The sequence below is a fragment of the Paenibacillus sp. CFBP 13594 genome (assembly GCF_014842675.1).
GTDB classification, from domain to species: domain Bacteria; phylum Bacillota; class Bacilli; order Paenibacillales; family Paenibacillaceae; genus Paenibacillus; species Paenibacillus amylolyticus_B.
The window spans coordinates 568,800-588,772 of the sequence record NZ_JACYVQ010000002.1 but is presented as its reverse complement, the minus strand read 5'-3'; the positions used below and the strand labels follow the sequence as shown (position 1 = coordinate 588,772).

The 19,973-nt window shown below is 45.7% G+C and carries 17 protein-coding genes; 14 read left to right on the top strand and 3 right to left on the bottom strand.

From position 1 onward, the window contains the following. Window positions 1–122: 122 nt before the first annotated feature. Window positions 123–350: a hypothetical protein gene (locus IFU39_RS10060; RefSeq protein ID WP_192132439.1), complete on the top strand. Its 228-nt coding sequence runs from the start codon at window positions 123–125 to the stop codon at window positions 348–350. A 118-nt stretch (window positions 351–468) separates the two neighbouring features. On the opposite strand, the gene IFU39_RS10055 is transcribed toward IFU39_RS10060, so the two are convergent. Continuing rightward, window positions 469–1,584, bottom strand: coding sequence for an FAD-dependent monooxygenase (locus IFU39_RS10055; RefSeq protein ID WP_192132437.1), 1,116 nt, complete (start codon window positions 1,582–1,584; stop codon window positions 469–471). Window positions 1,585–1,855: 271 nt separating this feature from the next. Between IFU39_RS10055 and IFU39_RS10050 the strand changes: the two genes are divergently transcribed. Beyond that, the gene (locus IFU39_RS10050) at window positions 1,856–2,338 is read left to right on the top strand and encodes a MarR family winged helix-turn-helix transcriptional regulator (RefSeq protein WP_036609579.1); all 483 of its coding nucleotides are present in this window, start codon (window positions 1,856–1,858) and stop codon (window positions 2,336–2,338) included. A gap of 96 nt (window positions 2,339–2,434) precedes the next feature. Here the strand turns inward: IFU39_RS10050 and IFU39_RS10045 are convergent, their stop codons facing one another. Then, entirely contained in the window at window positions 2,435–2,734 is a 300-nt protein-coding gene (locus IFU39_RS10045; protein WP_192132435.1) for a hypothetical protein, read from the bottom strand. 403 nt (window positions 2,735–3,137) lie between these two features. Here IFU39_RS10045 and IFU39_RS10040 point away from each other — a divergent pair, with 403 nt between their 5' ends. The 5 genes from IFU39_RS10040 to IFU39_RS10020 all read left to right on the top strand — a co-directional run bounded on the left by IFU39_RS10040 (window position 3,138) and on the right by IFU39_RS10020 (window position 8,087). Then, window positions 3,138–5,162 carry a Na+/H+ antiporter gene (locus IFU39_RS10040; protein WP_149846505.1) on the top strand — a complete coding sequence of 675 codons (2,025 nt, stop codon included), beginning with the start codon at window positions 3,138–3,140 and terminating at the stop codon, window positions 5,160–5,162. Window positions 5,163–5,270: 108 nt separating this feature from the next. Continuing rightward, window positions 5,271–6,209, top strand: coding sequence for an aldo/keto reductase (locus IFU39_RS10035; protein ID WP_149846506.1), 939 nt, complete (start codon window positions 5,271–5,273; stop codon window positions 6,207–6,209). Window positions 6,210–6,275: 66 nt separating this feature from the next. After that, window positions 6,276–7,064: a polysaccharide deacetylase family protein gene (locus tag IFU39_RS10030; RefSeq protein ID WP_105598146.1), complete on the top strand. Its 789-nt coding sequence runs from the start codon at window positions 6,276–6,278 to the stop codon at window positions 7,062–7,064. 214 nt (window positions 7,065–7,278) lie between these two features. Then, window positions 7,279–7,485, top strand: a complete 207-nt coding sequence (locus IFU39_RS10025; RefSeq protein ID WP_026081155.1) for a YwbE family protein — start codon at window positions 7,279–7,281, stop codon at window positions 7,483–7,485. Window positions 7,486–7,505: 20 nt separating this feature from the next. Then, window positions 7,506–8,087 carry a DUF4269 domain-containing protein gene (locus tag IFU39_RS10020; protein WP_192132433.1) on the top strand — a complete coding sequence of 194 codons (582 nt, stop codon included), beginning with the start codon at window positions 7,506–7,508 and terminating at the stop codon, window positions 8,085–8,087. 23 nt (window positions 8,088–8,110) lie between these two features. Here IFU39_RS10020 and IFU39_RS10015 read toward each other — a convergent pair whose 3' ends face one another. Next, window positions 8,111–9,553 (bottom strand): hypothetical protein, encoded by a 1,443-nt coding sequence (locus IFU39_RS10015; RefSeq protein WP_192132431.1) that lies wholly within the window; start codon window positions 9,551–9,553, stop codon window positions 8,111–8,113. A 342-nt stretch (window positions 9,554–9,895) separates the two neighbouring features. On the opposite strand from IFU39_RS10015, the gene IFU39_RS10010 reads away from it, so the two are divergent. The 7 genes from IFU39_RS10010 to IFU39_RS09980 all read left to right on the top strand — a co-directional run bounded on the left by IFU39_RS10010 (window position 9,896) and on the right by IFU39_RS09980 (window position 19,971). Next, a complete protein-coding gene (locus tag IFU39_RS10010; RefSeq protein ID WP_192132429.1) occupies window positions 9,896–11,695 on the top strand; it encodes a sensor histidine kinase in 1,800 nt (599 codons plus the stop codon). Beyond that, window positions 11,670–13,283 (top strand): response regulator transcription factor, encoded by a 1,614-nt coding sequence (locus tag IFU39_RS10005; protein ID WP_192132427.1) that lies wholly within the window; start codon window positions 11,670–11,672, stop codon window positions 13,281–13,283. Before IFU39_RS10010 ends, IFU39_RS10005 begins: the two co-directional genes overlap by 26 nt. 180 nt (window positions 13,284–13,463) lie before the next feature. Then, a complete protein-coding gene (locus IFU39_RS10000; protein WP_179198557.1) occupies window positions 13,464–14,450 on the top strand; it encodes an ABC transporter permease in 987 nt (328 codons plus the stop codon). A 17-nt stretch (window positions 14,451–14,467) separates the two neighbouring features. Further along, window positions 14,468–15,376, top strand: a complete 909-nt coding sequence (locus IFU39_RS09995) for a carbohydrate ABC transporter permease (RefSeq protein WP_017689303.1) — start codon at window positions 14,468–14,470, stop codon at window positions 15,374–15,376. Between the two features lie 133 nt (window positions 15,377–15,509). Continuing rightward, complete coding sequence (locus tag IFU39_RS09990; protein ID WP_192132425.1) at window positions 15,510–17,042, top strand: ABC transporter substrate-binding protein; 1,533 nt, start codon at window positions 15,510–15,512, stop codon at window positions 17,040–17,042. A gap of 176 nt (window positions 17,043–17,218) precedes the next feature. Further along, complete coding sequence (locus tag IFU39_RS09985) at window positions 17,219–17,917, top strand: hypothetical protein (protein ID WP_192132423.1); 699 nt, start codon at window positions 17,219–17,221, stop codon at window positions 17,915–17,917. A 299-nt stretch (window positions 17,918–18,216) separates the two neighbouring features. Next, complete coding sequence (locus tag IFU39_RS09980) at window positions 18,217–19,971, top strand: sensor histidine kinase (RefSeq protein ID WP_091017437.1); 1,755 nt, start codon at window positions 18,217–18,219, stop codon at window positions 19,969–19,971. The last annotated feature ends 2 nt before the right edge of the window (window positions 19,972–19,973 follow it).

The window sequence follows — 19,973 nt, the reverse complement described above, 5'->3', positions numbered from 1 at the left end:
TCCTGTCGTTGTGTCAGGTGACCTTGGCCTTATTCCACAAGCGAAACTTCCAATCGGGTTCACATCTTGAATCGTTAAGGTTAGAATGATATAGAGAAATCGTTTTCAAAGGAGGTGGATTCATGTCATTTGTCTTTTACCCGGAGATGGTTATATTCATTCTGATGTTGATCCTGCTGATTATTGGTATTGTATATATCGTTCGTAAAAGCAAACAAGTATTGCACCGTTTAAGCAATCTGGAGAAAGCAGTATATGAAAAAGATAACATCTCATCCTATCCGAAGGACGTTGATACTGTACAAGAAGCACCCAGAGAAGACACGTTTGCTCCACGCAAACGAAAATGAAGAAGGACACGGAATTACATAAAAAAGATAAACCAACAAACCAAACAGCCGATTCTTCTCTAATGAGGAAGTGATCGGCTGTTTGGGCATATAGGCATTTTATCAGTATTAACTGGGTTTAGAGAAAGGATTCATAACGCTGTTGGAAAGAGGATTCCATCTCCACTTGTCGAGCAAGTTGCTGCTGTACCTTTGCACCGCGAATCGTCTGAAGTTCCTGAAGTTGTGCAGTGGAACTGAATTGATCTGCAGCCATTTGGACAAGTAATTCGGAGAGCACATCCGCATCTTCGAGCGCGGCATTAAGTCCAAACGCACCGGTTGGGGTCATGGTATGAGCGGCATCACCGATGAGTACAACATTGTCCTGTGCCCACGATTGGCAATAGCTGCTTTCGACAGATAACAGAACAAAATCACTCCAGCTCTGAATATTGGCAGCTACAGAATCAGACAGGCAAGGAAAAGCAGATACAAGTTTATCTACAAAAGGAGCAATCGGCTGCTCTCGCAGCTTGGAGTAAGCTCCCTCGGGAATGTTCCACCCAATCTGAACATAACCGCCGAACTGTGAGAAGAGTGCGAGCTGTTGACCATCCATGCTGGCCATCCGAACAGCGGGTTCCCAACCTACGGGTGCCGGAATGCGTGCCCAGAGCAGATCATACCCGTGCTTGCGAATCTCCGGGGTCATACCGGAATGTTTGCGTACCGCAGAGTATCTGCCATCAGCACCAACAATTACAGATGCTTCAATGGAGGCAGGAACGCCGTTCCGCCGAATGTTAATACCTACGACCTGGCCGTTCTTGTCTCGTAACAAACCGGTCATAATCGTATTGAATAGTACTTGTTTATATGAACTGTGCTGCTGAGCATGCGACACGATGGCTTCCAGGAGATGATCTTGGGGTACATGAATACCAACATGAGATTCTCCATTGCCGGGTGATACCGTATGAATAATCTGCCCATTTTCCCAATACTGAATCTGTTCCAAGAGCAGCGCTCCGCGTTCCTGAATGAGGGAATAGAGGCCGTGTTTATTCAAAATGGCTTCGCCATCCACATTGAGCAACTCCCCGCGAAAAGACTTGTGCAGGTGGGGCTGCCGCTCAATGAGCATCGTGGAGATTCCTTGTTGATTCAGTAAATAAGAAAGCAAAGCACCGCCAGGACCTGCGCCGACGATGCAAACATCTGTTTTGAGTTGAGATTGTATATTCTGATTCATGTGCATAAGTCCCTTGCATTATAATGGTGACGCTTTATTTACTTTATAACAACAGATTTATTAAAATCATTAAGTAACTAAAAGTAACTTTAAGGATATAGGTTATTATAAACAAACTCGTTGCCATAATGCAATAGGTGAAACCCGAAATAAAACAAGAGTGTGGCAGTCAACGATAGAGTGTCGGATACAAGCGCATTTTTCACAAACATCATAGTGTAAATATGTTACAATATAAGGTAGGTTATGATGAAAGGCAGGAGGAACGTTTATGAGCCCGGATACGGAGCGAAACTCTCAATTGGCAAATGTAGATCAATTGTTGGAGGCCTTCTTCAGATATAAAAATAAAGTATTGGATCAGCAGCAGAAGACCGAAACCAACTGTAAACTGAATCCGACAAAAAGTCATATATTGGGCATGATTTTACGTGAAAAACGCTGCATGGCGGTTGATGTGGCCAGACAACTCAGTTTGTCTTCCGGCGCAACCACCATTGTACTGAATCAACTGGAGACGGAAGGGTTGATCCAGCGGGTGCGCAGTGAAGAAGATCGGAGAATTGTGTGGCTGTCCTTAACGGATGAAGGCGCACAGCTTGCCAAGACACTTAATGCGAATCGCGGCCGAATGACGTGGGAATTGTTGCAAGCACTTTCCGAAGAGGAGCAACAGCAGATGTTTGGCATGTTGAAGAAAATTGAACTGAAACTGCTGGAGAACATGAAGTCGTTTGAGCAGATCCACCGGTAGTCCATATATGACTTGATCCTTGAAGACGTCAGTCCTCATGAGTTCGTCCCTAATTGCGGAGGGGTGAGCCTTGAAGACTGGCGTTTTTGAGTTTGTTCATAAATGAAAGCGAACCACATGATCCGTCATGCCTTCTTGGATCAAAATTTCTTTTTGCTTGCTGCCCATCAGGTCAAAGTGGGGAAAGGGCTGCCGCCGATGAATGTATCGCGGGTCCAGCCCATGATCGTTGCACCAACGCTCGAGACGTTCCAGATCTGCACAGCCAACTTTGGTGACACCGGTGATGTCGGGGAATCGGTTGTCAATCCAGAAATGAGTGAGGTACGCAATCTCACCCCGAGCCACTTGTTCCTTCCACGCAGCAAGCTCTTGTCGTTTAATTCCAAATGCCATAGATGCAAGTTCCTTTCCGAAGGGTATTGTCCTTAGCATATTGTAACATCTTATATACAGGATCCATCAGAATTCTTCAATCTATATAAGTTAACTAAAGATTATTTACACTGACACTACGATGACAGAATAACCTTCCAATCGCTGTTATCCCCAGATTTTTTTGATTCCCTTTTCTAAAGGGGAAAATCCGGGGATAAAGGCGAACGCTTCGCTTTTTCAGGTTTTTTCTGTCCTCTCCGTTATCGTGTAAATGAATAGTTCAACTTATATAGACTAGTCTGAGAGCAGTTGAATGGGTATATGAATATGACAACATTTTTATAATAAAGGTTGGATTATGTTAAAATAAACCTATACAACAAAGGTTTCACCACTTCTATAGCGGAAAGGGATTGTCATCATGGAAATATTTATTGCCGTACTTGTGTTACTGGTCCTGATCGGTTTATCCAATATTTTAAACCGGTTTGTACCCTTTATTCCCATTCCGCTCATTCAAATCGTGCTTGGTGTAGCTATAGCTTTGCTTCCTGCAGGTGTTCACCTGCCGTTGAATCCGGAATTGTTCTTTGTACTGTTCATCGCACCTTTGTTATACAACGATGGTAAGCGAACGCCAAGGAATGAATTATGGAATCTGCGTGCACCGATACTTCTGCTTGCACTAGGGCTTGTATTCGTGACAGTAGTCGTGGCGGGATATGCCATTCACTGGCTGATTCCTTCGATTCCGTTACCTGCTGCTTTTGCTCTTGCAGCCATATTGTCCCCGACAGATGCAGTGGCCGTTGGCGCCATGGCAGGGCGAGTACATTTGCCCAAAGGCATACATAGACTTCTTGAAGGTGAAGCATTAATGAATGATGCATCCGGCCTGGTCGCCTTCAAATTCGCAATTGCAGCCACAGTTACAGGTGTATTTTCCCTGGCGAATGCAACTTTTAGTTTTATTCTGATTGCGATTGGCGGGCTTCTTGTCGGGGCCTTGTTATCTTTTCTGTTAATCAGGCTAGGGGTATGGATCCGTAGACTGGGCATGGAAGATGTGACAATTCACATGCTGCTGCAAATCCTGACGCCATTTATCATCTATCTGGTGAGTGAAGAAATTGGGGTATCAGGTATTCTTGCGGTAGTGGCAGGCGGTATTATCCACGCCATTGAGCGTGACCGTGCTGAATCGGTTCAGTTGAAAATGCAGGTGGTATCTGCGAGCACATGGTCAGTCATTTTATTTATACTAAATGGTCTGGTGTTTGTTATTCTGGGTGTACAGGTCCCGGATGTGTTGAGTACCATATTTGAAAATGTTTCGTTTAATAATCTGCAGGTGTTGGGATATGTAGGCTTGATCTCGGTGCTACTGCTGGTTCTGCGCTTTCTCTGGATCTATCTGTTCTGGCAAGGGAATGAATGGTTGCGTACCCAATCCTCTATAGGCAGTCCCAGATTCAAGGATATTACGATCATTTCCCTCTCTGGGGTGCGGGGGGCTGTAACATTGGCGGGTGCGTTCTCCATTCCTTATGTGCTTCAGGATGGATCACCTTTCCCTGAACGGGATCTGATTATTTTCCTCGCGGCAGGAGTTATCCTCTTCTCCCTGATTGCGGCAAGCGTGTTTCTTCCGGTTCTGGCCAAGGACGATGGGAAATCCACAGAAGAAACACCGCAGAAGTCAGAACGAAAGGCACATGACATTATGCTGAATGCGGCAATACGAGCTGTCAAATCCGAAATGAACGATGAGAACAAAGCTGCCGCTCTCGCGGTTGTCTCCGACTTGTCCAAGTACATCAGACAGGCCGCAGGTCAGCTTACCGCCGATAAACGCAAAGATATTCAGAAACAAGAAACGGCTATTAACCTGATTGCCACCCGTGCGGAACGTAAAGAAGTTGAAGTAATGTTGGACGAAAATGCAATTGCTTCTGATGCGGCCTTCAAATGTGACAGCTGGTTGGATCGCAAGGAAATGATGCTGGCGAATCGCGCAAACACTCAGTTCATGACTTCGATCAGCGAGATCGGGCGTGTGTTAGGACATCTGTTCACCAACCGGTCCCAGAAGCCGAATCAACCATTCATGCTAGAAAATGCAGAACTGTTCCGTCAGGTGAAGTTACGTACCTCTGAATCGGCAATTAAGGCCATTCGTGCCCATATGAATGATGGGAATCGAGTCGTCGCACTGTCGGTCATTGCCAAGTATGAGCGTGTAATTGCCAAATTGCGCACCTGGAACCAGGGTAAAACGGAAGATCCGTTTAATCAGGAGAAATTGGAGTTGCAGATGGTGGCCATTCAGGAACAGCGTAATACGGTTCAACAGCTGTATGAAAACGGCGAAATCACCCGTGATGTGGCTGCGAAACTTCGTCGGTTTATTAACGACGTTGAAGCGACTGCGCTGAAAAACACCTAATCCGATAAATCCGATATTTTAAATATGCTAAACGGTTTGATATAATATGGACAAGAAAGACATCACAACTAAATTGTACTTATTCGATCAGTGAAGGAGAGATGAGACATGGCAGAACAACAAATTCGGTTGGGTAAAACGGATCTGGTCGTGAATCCCATTGGACTGGGTGCGAATGCAGTAGGCGGACATAATATCTATCCGGACATGCTGAATGATGAGACGGGTAAGGAAGTGGTTCGTACAGCTTTGAAACAAGGTATTAACTTTGTGGATACGGCATACATCTATGGACCTGAGCATTCCGAACGACTGATCGGCGAAGTATTGAAGGAAACCGGTCAGCGGCAGAATATCATCATTGCGACCAAGGCAGCTCATAAATTGGTGGATGGCAAGATTGTCATGGATAACTCACCTGCTTTTCTGAAAACAGCCGTGGATGAGGCGTTGAAACGTCTGCAAACCGATTACATTGATCTGTTCTACATCCACTTTCCGGATGAACATACGCCTAAGGATGAAGCGGTAGATGCGTTAAAACAATTAAAAGACGCTGGTAAAATCCGCGCCATTGGCGTATCTAATTTCTCCATTGATCAGTTGCGTGAAGCCAACAAGGACGGGCATGTAGACGTACTGCAATCTGAATATAATCTGTTCAAAAGAGATGCGGAGAAAGAGCTGTTGCCGTATACGGCTGAGCATAACATTTCTTTTGTGCCCTATTTCCCACTGGCTGCGGGACTGCTGGGCGGTAAATATAATCGCAATACAACCTTTCAGGATGGACGGGCGAAGAACCCGCTGTTTACAGGTGAAGCTTTCATTGAAAATTTGGATAAAGTTGAGCAACTGCGCAGCATGGCACAATCCAAGGATGTTGAGGTCGCTCATCTGGTTCTGGCCTGGTACCTGACACAGCCTTCCATTGATGCATTGATTCCGGGTGCCAAACGACCGGAACAGGTCATTAACAATATGCAAACATTAAATGTGGAATTAACTGCTGAGGAAATTGCAGTCGTGGATCAGATCTTTCGTTAATGAGTTCGGGTGAATCGGGAAATGCTAACAGGGAGTTTACGTATGAAGACAAAGTGAGGACACCACATGAACCTGAAGGCAGCCCGAGTCATCGGAATGTTCACGCTAATTATTTTGCTGGGTAGCAGTTCTGCCTATGCGAAGCCTGTACAGAAGAACCGTCAGTATTATGAGGAACGAGGAGAGATAGTGTGGGAAGTTCCCACACAGGATAAACTCATCGCCCTTACCTTTGATGATGGACCAGATCCGATTCAGACTCCGCAGATTCTGGCTTTGCTTCAGCAGTATCATGCCAAAGGAACTTTTTTTGTACTTGGCAAATGGGCAGATAAATTTCCTGAACTGATTAAGCAGGAACAGCTCGAAGGGCATGAAATCGCCAACCATACGTATGCGCATACGTATGCAGTTCGATCAACACGTGCGGACAAGTACATGAATGATATGAACGAAGCAGAAAGTTCCATTATTAAAGCTGGTGCGGAGCGTCCCCTGTTGTTCAGGCCACCGGGCGGCTATTACAATGACATGGTCATCCAGGCTGCCAAACAAAAAGGGTATACCATTGTACTCTGGTCTTGGCATCAGGATACACGGGACTGGGCTTCTCCAGGTGTATCGGCTATCGTTAACAAAGTGTTGAAGAATGCACGTAATGGGGATATTGTACTCTTCCATGATAAGGTGGAAGGCAAGTCCCATACGGTAGCTGCACTCAAAACAATCCTGCCGAAGTTACAGCAGCAGGGGTACCAATTCGTTACGGTGTCTGAGCTGCTTGCTGTGAAGGCACGCGAAGCCGCGAAGGATGGAACTTCGCCTTCGTCTATTTTAAAGCATGTGCAGCCCTGAACATGGTAATCCAATTAGAAACCGAAGGTCTCAGTTGAAGAGACCTTCGGTTTCTTTATCTTGGTCTTCATATCAAACATGGAATCAGGCGTAGGAGGTTATTGCCGTGTCCCTTTTGTTTTGAAACCAAAACGTCTACAATAGATGGAGCTTTGTGTTTAAGGGTTATATAGTATACAAGATATGAATTACGACATAGAGGAGAGTGAACGTATTGAATGGACAACAACGTGTAAATATTAAGCCAGGTCTGGAAGTGGACATTGTGCTGAAGCAGGATCAAGCTACAGGTAAGCTGACACGTGGTATTGTAAAGGATCTGTTAACCAAGTCACCTACGCATCCACACGGAATCAAAGTACGACTGACGAGTGGTCAAGTGGGACGTGTGAAACAGGTCATTACAGGAGGCTCGAACTAACTGTGGCCCAAAATGGGGAGATGAGTACTACCGCAGAAGTAATGGCACATCTGGCTTCGGGCAATACACGTCAGCAGGACGCCTATTATGTGTTACAGAGTAGTGGATTGCTCGAAATATTAGCTGACTATCATCCGTATCCAGCAGGAACGGTACCAATTGATATTGATATTCCGGGCAGTGATCTGGATCTGCTGTGTTATGCAGAGGATCTGGATGTGTTTGAAGCCGAGATGTACAATCGAATCGGAGCCGTTGCTGAATTTCAATGTGTACGTGGTGGGGATCTTCCAGACCAACGTCCTTATGTGACTTGTCATTTGCAAGTGGGACATTGGCCTGTGGAGATTTTTGCCCAATCCGTGCCGGTTAATAGGCAGAATGCATACCTACATATGATTGTGGAGTGGAGATTGTTACAACTTTGGGGAGACGCGGGGCACCGTGAGATCCGCAGACTGAAACAGGCAGGGTGGAAGACGGAGCCTGCATTTGCTTCTGTACTTGGATTACAGGGAGATCCATATGTGGACATGCTGCATCTGGCCGAGATGAAGCGAGAAGATCTCTGGAACTGGGCGCGTTTACGAACGTTTTTTTGAACGGATTAGCATTTAACCTTTGGTCAGATCAGAAAGATGGCTACAATTGTTGTTACCGTAAGTCCCAGCAGTACAGGCTTCAGGTTGCGTCTTGCAAGTTCAAAAGGATTGACTCCGCAGATTGCAGCAGCAGGAATCAATGCCCATGGAATCAAGGTTCCGCCACCTACCCATATAGCTGCAACCTGACCGAGTGCTGTCAGCACAGGTGCGGAATCTGCCGATCCTGCAAACATGGACGCAATCGAGCCAACCAGGGATATCCCCGAGAACCCCGAACCATCCATTCCGGTAACTGCTCCGGTCACCGTCATTGTAATGGCGCCCACCGTATCATTCAATGGCACTAGACCAGCAAGTGCGACCCCTAGATCATTCACGATCCCGTGTGAACCTTCAGGAAGAGGGTTGATGAACAACTCCGTAATCGCAGCATCTCCCAGATAAAAAAATGCGGCTATGGGAATAACCGGTCCAAACACCTTGAAACCAAACTGAAATCCTTCTATTAAATAGTTGGTCGTTTCCTCTGGTCCCGCATGTCGATGTGCGGCAAGGGTAACGGCAATCAGTATAACGACAGCAGTTCCGCCAATCAGAGCTGTTGCATCGCCGCCTTGCAATTTCAATACAAACATCAGAATCACATCAACTGCGAATAACAGAGGAATAAGCAGAGCGAACGCCTTTTGCAAACGGGGTGACATGACTTGACGTTGAACAGGCTGATCAGTGGGCAGGGAGGTGGACACAGCTTCTGATGAGGAAGAAGGTTCCGTGCTCAGGGTACCTGATATAGCGTTTGGGGAATGAACAGGTGAGCCTGATTTCATCTCTTTGCGCAGTATCCAGAAGGCTGTAAGTGTAGATACGGTGCCCATGACAATGACCAGAGGTATGCTGGCCGTCATGACGGAAGTAACGGGTATACCCGCCGCATCAGCTGTAAGTTTGGGAGCCCCCTGAATAATGTAATCTCCAGACAGTGCAATCCCATGTCCGAACAGGTTCATGGCAATAGCAGCTCCAATCGGAGGAAGACCTACACGCACGGCTACAGGAAGCAGTACTGCACCGACGAGTGCTACGGCCGGGGATGGCCAGAAAAATAGCGATACGACCATCATGATCAATCCAATACCCCAATACGCGACCTGAGGAGAACGGATAAACCGGGTGACAGGTGTTACCATGACCTCATTAATGCCTGTTCTGATCAGAACACGGCTCATTGCCACAATAATCGAGATGATGAAGATCGTACTCAACAATTCTTTTGTTGCATAGATAAAACTGCTGAAGATCCCAGCAACTGACCCGCTTAAGGTTTCGGTTGCCAGAAGTCCAATGGTCATAATACCCGCGACACAGATGATGGTGGTGTCCCTGCGCCGGATCATTACAGCAATAATCAAGACGATAAATGCCAGATAGACATAGTGTAACGCAGTGAGTTGAATATTCATCGAACAGGCCTCCCTACATCCTGGTGACTAACCCGAGGAGTGATATATCGTATGCATGTCAAGATCGGGCGTTCGTGGAGTCCGGGGCTTGCCGCAGCATTTATTTTTAGGGAGAAGCTTCAGAGTAATAAATGAAGGATTTATTTTACAACTGGAGAATTTATTACAACATGAAACTTGTTACTCTTGAAATTGGAGCGGATGAAAGTCACCAGAATTGATATGTGAAGGTCACGTGACCCCATAGACAATGGCAAGCAGGGGTGATTACAATAAACATGCCATCATAAGGAAGAAAATAGAAAAACTATGTTGAACTAAAAGGGCGGGAATCCATAATCCATGAATTTTATCCGTTCACTTCGTTTTAAATTTATAGTGGGTCTTACATTGATCATGCTGCCATTATTCATGCTGCTTTATTACAACAACGTCTACGCGATGAAAGTTGTACGTGACAAAGTATCCCTCACCAATATGAATCATCTCGCCAAGAGTGTGGAGCAGAATGAACGTGTATTACAGGAGACAAATCGGTATTTATATAGTCTGGGTGAGCGGGATCCGGATATTATCTCTCTGTTTTTTCTGAAATACGGCAGCGGTGATTATATCATTGCAAAGCAACGGATTATGAACAAATTCATGACAGATATCGGTTTTTATAATCTAATCGATTCTTTTTTTCTATATGATGCCGTGAATGATGATCTGCTGCTCGCCACTTCAGGCAATTATGATGTCAAAAAGTCGGTTGTGCAGGAGAGTATGCCAGTCCAGATGCAGCAATTGGAAGGGGATATCCAGAAGCCGGAATGGAGCATCGTGCGTGGCGGGACGTGGAATGCGCTGGTGAAAACGGTGCGAATCAACCAGCAGTTCTATGCAGGTGCACTTGTTGATATGAATGCACTGAATCATACACAACAATTCACTGAATCCGGAGATCGGGGAGGCGCAGTCATTGTTGGAACAGACGGTGGGGCACTATCGGATTCCACATTAAATACTGCACAGATTCAGCTGGCTGCAGCGCATCTTCCCGGCCTGAAGAATCCGTATCAGGTTATCTCTGAAGTTGTGAACAAGGGAGAAGCACGTCAATATTTGATGCTGGGTATTGCCTCGGCCATGTCCGAGATGAATTATATCGTGCTGCTGCCTGAGGAAGACATGATGCGTAACCTCCCGTTTTTCCAGCAGATCATTCGTCTGCTTCCCATTGGTGCGGCAGTAATTCTGGTTACTGCACTGATCTTTTTGCGGCATCTGTTATTCCGCCCGATGAATGCGTTAATCCGAGGCATGAGAAGGGTGAGCCGTGGAGATCTCGATGTGAAGCTGGACCCGCCATCTTCCTCGGAACTTGAATTTATGACACGAAGTTTCAATCAAATGACCAGTGAGATCAGGCATCTGAAGATTGATGTGTATGAGGAACAGCTGCGGACGCGGGAGGCAGAGTTCAAACAACTGCAGATGCAGATCAATCCTCACTTTTACCTGAATTCGCTCAATATTATTCATAGTCTGGCTTCCTTGCAAAAGCATGAGTTGGTGCAGCAGATGGCTGGTCATCTGGCCGATTATTTTCGATTCAGTCTGCGTGCAGGCAAACGTGTTATTCGTCTGGATGAAGAGCTCGAGCACATTCGTCATTACTTAGAAATTCAAAAGCTGAGGTTTCCAAGCAGATTCGATTTTGAACTGGATGTCGAACCGAATCTGGGACATTATTTGATTCCGCCATTAACCATTCAGCCTTTTGTAGAGAATGCCATTATTCATGGATTTCAGCGCCGGACACAAGCATTTGTCATTCGGATCGTGGCGCGCCTCGGTGAGAAGTCGTCCGGTCAGATCGATGGGACGGTGCTTCAACTGATGATTGTGGACAATGGTGTCGGATTTGAAGAGGAGTTGTTGGGGCGTCTGCAACATGGTCAATACGCTGAAGACCCGAGTGGACAGCATATCGGTATATGGAACGTGGCTCATCGGCTTTTAGTAAAGTATGGTGATCAGGCCAGTTTGCAGTTTGGCAATGAGGTGGATCATGGCGCCAAAGTCATCATTGATTTACCCGCTCAGACCGAAGAGGAAGAAGGGGGAGCCTATGCGGAACCTGTTGATCGTGGATGATGAAGTGTATGCATTACAAGCAATGGTGGAAGGAGTCGATTGGCAAGCAGCAGGTATTGACCAGGTATACAGTGCTGGTGATGCCGAAGAGGCAAGAAAGATTTTAAGGGCAGATGCTATCGATATCATGATCTGTGATATCGAGATGCCCGGTGAAACAGGGCTTGACCTGCAAAGCTGGGTGTTGAAACATGATCCAGGCATACTGACCATTTTCCTGACAGGGCATGCTTTATTCGATTATGCTCAGACAGCCATTAAGCTAAACAGCTTTGATTATGTGTTGAAGCCGGCTCCAGCTGATCAATTGATTAAGGTAGTAACTCAGGCAGTGGAAAAGATCAAGGATGGAGAGCAGCGTACCCGTACCAACGAAGTTTATGAGACCGTATACAAACGCTGGAAAACCCATAAACCGCTGCTGACGGAACGCTTTTGGAAAGATGCCATCTCTCAGCGTATCACGTTAACCGAACAACGGTTGCAAGAGCTCGCAGAACTGTATGGTGCCGAGATTGATCCGCAGGCTCGTGTGTTACCCATTGTGATCTCAGTAGAGGAATGGGTGCGTGATTTTGATTTGCGTGACGAAGAGGTATTGGAATATGCCCTTCGTAATGCAGCCAAAGAGATGTTACTTGGCGACAAACCCGGTGAGGTGTTTCAGGATCAAAGTGGATTAAATATTGTGCTTGCTTATGAGCAAGATGGCATCATTCCGAGTGCGAGCGAAGTGGCACAACGTTGTCAGGGGTATATTCAGGAATGTGGTACGTATTTCTACTGTCGGTTGTCCTGTTATGTTGGTGCCCCGGTTGCTGTAACTGAGCTGCAAGGCATGTTAAATGAACTGATGGATATGGAACGTCGCAATATTAAGGAGCTTGAAGAAGTTTTTGTCTATGATGAGCGGGGAAGAGATCAGGAAGATCGCTTTTTGCCTATTCCATGGTTTTCGGAATTATCCATTCTTTTTGAGACGGGTAAAGTAGGGGATTTGCGAGAACGTGTGGATGAGATTTTTGAGTTGCTTGCTGCCCAGGAGAGATTGTCTCCTGAAATGCTGCATCTCTACTATCATGCCATGCTGCATGTGGTCTATCCGCTGCTTCATCAGAAAAACGTATCAATACGCAGTCTATATCCGGGTGAACGGGAGCCGGAAGAGGGTATGGTGACAAGGTCGTTGCCGCAGTTGAAGCAATGGACGTCTGATCTGATTGATCGTGTTATCCCGGTGTTGTACCCGGACGATCATAGCCCCATGACCATTGTGGATCAGTTGTGTGTTTATATTGAAACTCATATTGGTGAAGAACTTATGCGAGAGGAACTTGCAGCTTTTGCCGGATTCAATCCTGCTTATCTATCCCGTCTGTTTCGGAAAGAGAAGGGCATGTCCCTATCTGAGTTTATCCTGCAGGGCAGAGTAGCCAGAGCGAAGACATTGCTGTCCCAGTCCACCGTCAAAGTGACGGATATCGCTGGCAAGGTGGGGTACTATAATTACTCGCATTTCACCAAAATGTTCAAAAAGTGCACGGGTATAACGCCACAGGAGTTTCGAAAACAGTCACGTACCGTATAGTTCAGGGCGCAGCATGCTGCGTCTTTTGTTTTTTTTGGTACTAAAGTCATAATTTGATAAGTCAACAGGTCACCACAGCAGATAGAGGTCTTACTCGCCCCGCCGTATACTTGAACCACAGGAGCCGCAACGGAGCTTCATCCTGAGGAAGAATTCAAGAGGAGTGAGGGAGAACAAGTTATGAAGACACAACCCCAGGCGGGTAAGGGAGTACGGATATCGGAAATACCGGGAGAAACAGTCCGAAAGCGCAAGTCTGTGTGGCACAATCTTGGCAAATTCAAGGTGCTGTATCTCATGTTCTTGCCAGGTGTCCTGTTTCTGCTGGTGAACAACTATATGCCGATGTTCGGCGTTCTGATCGCATTCAAAAATGTAAACTATGCTGATGGTATTTGGGGTAGCCCATGGAGTGGATGGGACAATTTTAAATATTTGTTCTCCACCAGTGATGCATGGGAAATTACCCGAAATACACTCGCGTATAACACGGTGTTCATTGCACTAAATCTCTTAGTAGGTGTCGGGCTTGCTATTCTGCTCAATGAAGTGAAGAACAAGGCAATGTCCAAGTTATATCAATCACTTATGCTATTACCGTATTTCCTGTCCATGATTGTGGTCAGTTATCTGGTACTGGCTTTCCTGGGCAAGGATTCAGGCTTCATGAACTCAACGATTCTGCAGATGTTCGGTGGTCAGCCGATCGACTGGTATTCAGAGCCGAAGTATTGGCCGTATATTTTGCCACTGGTGAACACATGGAAGAATATTGGATATTATGCCGTCATTTATCTGGCAGCTGTCGTAGGTATCGATGAAGAATATTATGAAGCAGCTGTGCTTGATGGTGCAACCAAATGGCATCAGATACGCTTCATTACCATTCCGTTTCTCGTCCCATTAATCGTCATTATGACGTTATTGCAAATTGGCCGTATATTTTATGCAGACTTCAGTCTGTTCTATCAGGTTCCATTGGAATCGGGAGCGCTGTTCCCTGTAACGAATGTACTGGATACCTACGTATATCGTACGTTCCTTATCGGTGGAGATATCGGGATGTCATCAGCAGCCGGTCTATACCAAGCAATCGTTGGATTTGTGCTGGTTCTTGTATCCAATACCATCGTAAGGCGAATAGATAAAGATAATGCATTATTTTGAGAGGAGGCAAGTCAGCTGTGAAATCACGTGATCCACTAGCCGTATCGAAGCGTTCCGCATCCGTTATTCATGCGATGTTTCTATTCTATGCCATTGCCTGTATCGTGCCGATCCTGCTTGTCTTCGCCATCTCATTTTCGGACGAGACAACTGTAATTGCCAATGGATATAAGCTTATTCCAGAGAAATTCAGCCTGACGGCTTATGAGTTTCTGTTCAGAGATATGGATCAGATCATTCACTCGTATGGTATATCCTTTATCGTTACCGTTGTAGGTACCATTACGAGTGTTGCGCTGACCGCATTGTATGCGTATCCGCTCTCACGGAGAGATCTGCCTTACCGGGGCTGGTTCGCCTTTTTCATCTTCTTCACAATGTTGTTCAATGGGGGTCTGGTACCTTGGTACCTGGTCTATGTCAACGTATTGGATCTGAAAAACTCCCTACTGGCACTCATTATGCCGCTACTGCTATCCCCATTCTTTGTACTGGTCATGCGTACATTCTTTGCGAACTCCATTCCGGTGTCTATTCTGGAATCGGCTCGGATTGATGGTGCGGGAGAATTGAGAACGTTTGCACGTATCGTGCTTCCGCTCTCTCTTCCCGTAATGGCAACCGTCGCGTTGTTCAGTACATTGAATTACTGGAATGACTGGTACCTTAGCATGATTTTTATATCAGATAACCGGACGATCAGCCTTCAGTACCTTATGTACCGGACGCTGCTCGATATTCAATATTTAACAACCAACTCCAACGTCTCTTCACAGATTTCGTCGCAGGGTGGATTGCTCAATCTGCCTAACAAAACTCTGCAAATGGCGATGGCTGTGGTCGGTATTGGTCCAATTGTACTGGCATATCCGTTCTTCCAGCGTTATTTCATCAAAGGTCTTACGGTTGGCGCTGTGAAGGGATAACTCTGAACCGGTTAGCGGAGTGGGCAAGGTAAATGAAGATGGACTGAAAGGGCATATACAGAAGTAGTTATCGGTTTAATTGTGAATTGGGGAATTCGGTTGTATGGTTCAACACATGACAGGAGGGGTTCAATTGGTTAGATCATTAAAGGTATGGTCACGCATGATGGCAACGGTTATGGCGCTGAGCCTGGTGCTGGCTGCTTGCTCATCAGACAAGGGTGGAACAACAACACCTGGCGCAGAAGGCGGAGGAGCAAGTGAAGGTGGGGGCAAACCCTATGAAGTGACACTGTTCTACCCAGGGACACCACAGAAGGATGTCGCTCTGGTGGAAGCCGAGATTAACAAAAAGATGGAACCGAAGATCGGAGCCACGCTTAAGATCAATGCGATTGACTGGGGGCAATGGGATAACAAGCTGAATCTCATGATTTCTTCAGGTGAAAAATCAGACATTATCTTCACAGCAGCTTGGCAGAACTACACGGTGAATGTAGCTAAAGGGGCATTCTTGCCCTTGAATGAACTGCTTGATGCACATGGTCAGGATATTAAGAAAAACCTGGACCCTGCCTTTCTGGAAGGTTCCCAGGTAGACGGCGTGAATTACGGCGTTCCTACGAATAAGGAACTTGCTGCCACACGTGGTGTGTTGGTACGTAAAGATCTGGCTGACAAGTATAAGCTGGACCTGACAGCTGTAAAGACATGGGCTGATCTGGAGCCACTTCTCAAAACAATCAAGGAAAACGAGCCAGCTATCACACCATTCTATATGTCCAACACCAATGGTAACGGGCTGTTGGAGAATCTGGATTGGGATTATCTCGGTGATGCTTCCGTACCTGGAGTCATCTCCAAAACAGCAGGCGGAACAACGGTGCTGAATGAAGTGGAGACCCCTGAATTCAAAGAAGCGGCCGAACTCGCCCGCAAATGGTATCAAGCAGGATATATCAATAGTGATGCTGCTACGTCCAATGTGTTCCCGAAAGACCAGGCGAAGGCTGGAAAAGCGTTTCTCTGGACCGATGGCATGAAGCCAGGCAAGGATAAAGAAGAAGAAGGGTATGTGGGTTTCCCACTGACTCAGATTGAGATGACACAGCCGACAATCACGACGGGTGATGCGTCTGGAGCGATGCTTGCAATCTCCCGTTCTTCCGAACAACCGGAGAAAGCGATGCAGGTGATTAACCTGCTGCATTCCGACAAGGAAATTAACAACTTGCTGAACTTCGGAATTGAAGGTACTCATTATGTGAAAAAAGACGGACAGGATAATATCATTGCTCTCCCTGATGGCGTAGATGCCAACAGTCGTACCTATAACCCTGGTGCCCAATGGCAGCTTGGTAACCAGTTCCTGAACTTCCTCTGGGATAATGAAGATCCACAGAAATGGGAGAAGTTCAAAGAGTTTAACGCCAAAGGTGTGAAGTCGCCAGCACTGGGCTTTACATTCAACAGCCAATCTGTCAAAAATGAAATTGCGGCGGTCAACAACGTGAACAAACAGTTCAAGCCGGGTATGACATCGGGCGCCGTTGATCCAAATGAGATGATTCCGAAATATCTGGAGAAATTGAAAGCAGCGGGAATTGATAAAATTATTGCAGCCAAACAGGAACAACTTGATGCATTCCTTGCCAAAAGTAAATAATCATTAGCTATGATCGAGGGACTTGTGATCTGCAAGCTCTTGTCGATGGCAAATATGGAGGACGTTTTCGGTGAACAACCGAAGACGTTCTTTTTATTGTTGTTTTTTGATTTGGATTGTTAATCATAAATAGGAAAAATATGATATAATAAGGTGGTTGATTAGGGGGTGTTCGTGTGTCGAGAACCAGACTTGTGTTCTCAGGGGCTTTATTGCTATTTGCTATCATCTTTACATTTAACCATCATCTTGGTTTTTCTGTTGGGGATACCATGCTGTCAGCAATAGGTATATCACCGTATACTACGTCTTATTTAAGTGGTGTACATATCACACTTTTCCTAGGATTGGGGATCTTCGCTTGCGGCTTCTACCTTACACGCAAAGAAATCGGGAAATCATTCCCCGGTCTTGCAAAAGGGTTATGGATCTTAGTTATCGCTATCGTTTTCAGTTACTCGTACATGACGGATAAATTCATGTATGTAGCCAAGTGGGGAGCTACAGGCATTAATGCGGTATCCTATGTACAGAATGCAAGCTCTTGTACCTTTAACGTGCTAAAAACGGGTGAGACCCGAGCAACCTGTGACCTGACACTCAAAAATTACGGCAGAGATTCCGTATCCGCCGTGTTATTGCCTGATCTCGCACGCAGTTATAAGTTTAAGGACGATCCACTATTGGAAGCTTTGCAGTCTGTCCAATTAAGGCCCGTACATGTTGAGATTGAACGTCATGGAACGTTTACAGGTAAGTTGGAGTTTTATGGGAAAGCGGAATCCCCTCTGTTCGTCAATGGGAAACTTATGGATATTGTGCTGGATGTAGGCGTGGATGGAGCGAATACGGTATTTGATTACGATATTCCATAGTTGATATTTTTATAGAAAAAAAGAATAATTACATAAACAGAAGTGGAATAAGGTTTGATTCGAATAGAAAGATTAAAGATATATACTGAAATTAGATAGAGAGCTGGCTAATCGCTGGCTCTTTTTGTGCGTGGAAGTTGCATTTAGTGCAGAAATATTGGTTTTATCTCCTTCCCCCTTGAATTGGTAACGCTTACGCTAGATAATGAATTGGTTTGTCTCAAAAAAATAGTTTGTCTTTAGCGCTTACATCATTACAATTAATGTCACGACAAATTAAGACAAGGTGAGATGAAAAGATGTCATATCGGACAAACCTGTTTTCCAAAATGGTCATTCTTATTCTGATTATGCTGATTCCTGTAGTGCTTTTGTACTGGTACTCCAATCACAAAACAACAGCTGTTCTCAGAGATGAGTTAAATCGATCGAATAGTAACCAGCTTGAATTTTTCCAAAATCAAGTGAACACACACATCGAACTGTTATCCTCATGGCCGAATCTGCTCATACATGATCCTGATATTGCCAGCTTCAAGCGAATCTATGCGGACAGTAACTACTTTGATCTGGATGCGATCAACCTGGTCAAACGTATTCAGAATAAGCTGAGTATTCAGGAAAGCTCATCCAATTGGGCCACGAAATTATATCTGTATTCTCCTTCGCTTGGCAGGGTGGTTTCCGAAAGGGACGCACGTTCTTACGATAAAGAAGCGCTAAGGGAAAATATCAGTTCCGGCTGGGATGTACGCAAAATTCAGGATGGGGAAGATGATCGGTTCATGTTTAGCTGGATTACGGTATCTCCATACGGTATTAAAGACCCGGCTAATAATGCGGAAACGATTATTAAACTGGAGTTTGACAGTGATAACATTCGGGATATGCTGGATAAATTCAAGGACGATGGCAGGCATGATCCCTTCTATTTCCGTGAAGAATCGGGTGTTATCTATAACCGGACGTCAGATCGTTCATTAACGAATCAGTTGATGGAAGAACTCTCCATCCATAAACTTCAGGACGTTGATAATCGTACAGTGGTGATCGGGAACGAGCCTTACATGGTCAACACGGTGAAATCCAGTACAACAGGCTGGTATTTGGTGGACTATATGCCGCTATCAGATATTCTGAAGCCCATTCATCAATCCAATATGCTGTTCTATTCTTCCATGATTTGTTTGTTGTTAATGAGTTTTGGTGTGGCGTATTTGTTCTATGTTCAGGTGCAGGTACCAGTGAAACAACTCATTCGCGGGTTCCAGCGGTTGAAGCAGGAAGATTATTCCGTGAGGATTAAGCCAAAGGGCCGCAATGAATTCAGTTTCCTGTCCGAACGTTTCAACTTGATGGTGGAGCAGATCCAGCAGTTATTTGAACACGTTTACTTGGAACAGATTCATGTGCGTGAAGCCCGGTTGAAGCAGCTGCAATCGCAGATTAACCCGCACTTTTTCTATAATTGTTTCTCCTTCATTACAAGTATGGCGAAACTCAAGCGTATGGACGCTGTTGTAGCAATGTCGCATAATCTATCGCGATATTATCGCTATACAACAAGACAGGAGCGGGACGTGGTACCGCTGACAGAAGAGATTGAATTTGTCAGCTGTTATCTGGAGATCCAACGGATGCGTATGGACCGGATTCATTACAAGATTGATCTGTCTGATGAGATGTTAAGACAGGAGGTACCGCCACTCATCGTGCAACCATTGGTGGAGAATGCAGTGATTCACGGCATCGAAGCGGACGCGGAAGCAGGAGAAATAAGAGTATCCGGGGAAAAACAGGGCGGTGTCATGGTTCTTGTGGTAGAGGATGATGGGCAAGGCATGACGCAGGAGGCACGTGAGGCGCTTCTGAGTAAGCTCAGGGGAACGATGGATCAGGAGATGGGCTGTGGCCTGTGGAATGTGAATCAGCGACTCCAGCTTCGATATGGGGAGCAGGCTGGGCTTGATATAACGGAATCGGAACTTGGCGGGTTACGCGTTACACTGTCATGGCCTGCCGAGCAGGAGTTTCTTCTGGAGAATGAAGGATAAGC

What these genes read in the sequence shown, in the direction of transcription:
- IFU39_RS09980 (WP_091017437.1), top strand. Translation starts at nt 18,217, where the DNA reads ATGTCATATCGGACAAACCTGTTTTCCAAAATGGTCATTCTTATTCTG.
- IFU39_RS10010 (WP_192132429.1), top strand. Translation starts at nt 9,896, where the DNA reads ATGAATTTTATCCGTTCACTTCGTTTTAAATTTATAGTGGGTCTTACA.
- IFU39_RS10015 (WP_192132431.1), bottom strand. Translation starts at nt 9,553, where the DNA reads ATGAATATTCAACTCACTGCGTTACACTATGTCTATCTGGCATTTATC.
- IFU39_RS10035 (WP_149846506.1), top strand. Translation starts at nt 5,271, where the DNA reads ATGGCAGAACAACAAATTCGGTTGGGTAAAACGGATCTGGTCGTGAAT.
- IFU39_RS10030 (WP_105598146.1), top strand. Translation starts at nt 6,276, where the DNA reads ATGAACCTGAAGGCAGCCCGAGTCATCGGAATGTTCACGCTAATTATT.
- IFU39_RS10045 (WP_192132435.1), bottom strand. Translation starts at nt 2,734, where the DNA reads ATGGCATTTGGAATTAAACGACAAGAGCTTGCTGCGTGGAAGGAACAA.
- IFU39_RS10060 (WP_192132439.1), top strand. Translation starts at nt 123, where the DNA reads ATGTCATTTGTCTTTTACCCGGAGATGGTTATATTCATTCTGATGTTG.
- IFU39_RS10005 (WP_192132427.1), top strand. Translation starts at nt 11,670, where the DNA reads ATGCGGAACCTGTTGATCGTGGATGATGAAGTGTATGCATTACAAGCA.
- IFU39_RS10000 (WP_179198557.1), top strand. Translation starts at nt 13,464, where the DNA reads ATGAAGACACAACCCCAGGCGGGTAAGGGAGTACGGATATCGGAAATA.
- IFU39_RS10040 (WP_149846505.1), top strand. Translation starts at nt 3,138, where the DNA reads ATGGAAATATTTATTGCCGTACTTGTGTTACTGGTCCTGATCGGTTTA.
- IFU39_RS10050 (WP_036609579.1), top strand. Translation starts at nt 1,856, where the DNA reads ATGAGCCCGGATACGGAGCGAAACTCTCAATTGGCAAATGTAGATCAA.
- IFU39_RS10055 (WP_192132437.1), bottom strand. Translation starts at nt 1,584, where the DNA reads ATGAATCAGAATATACAATCTCAACTCAAAACAGATGTTTGCATCGTC.
- IFU39_RS10020 (WP_192132433.1), top strand. Translation starts at nt 7,506, where the DNA reads ATGAGTACTACCGCAGAAGTAATGGCACATCTGGCTTCGGGCAATACA.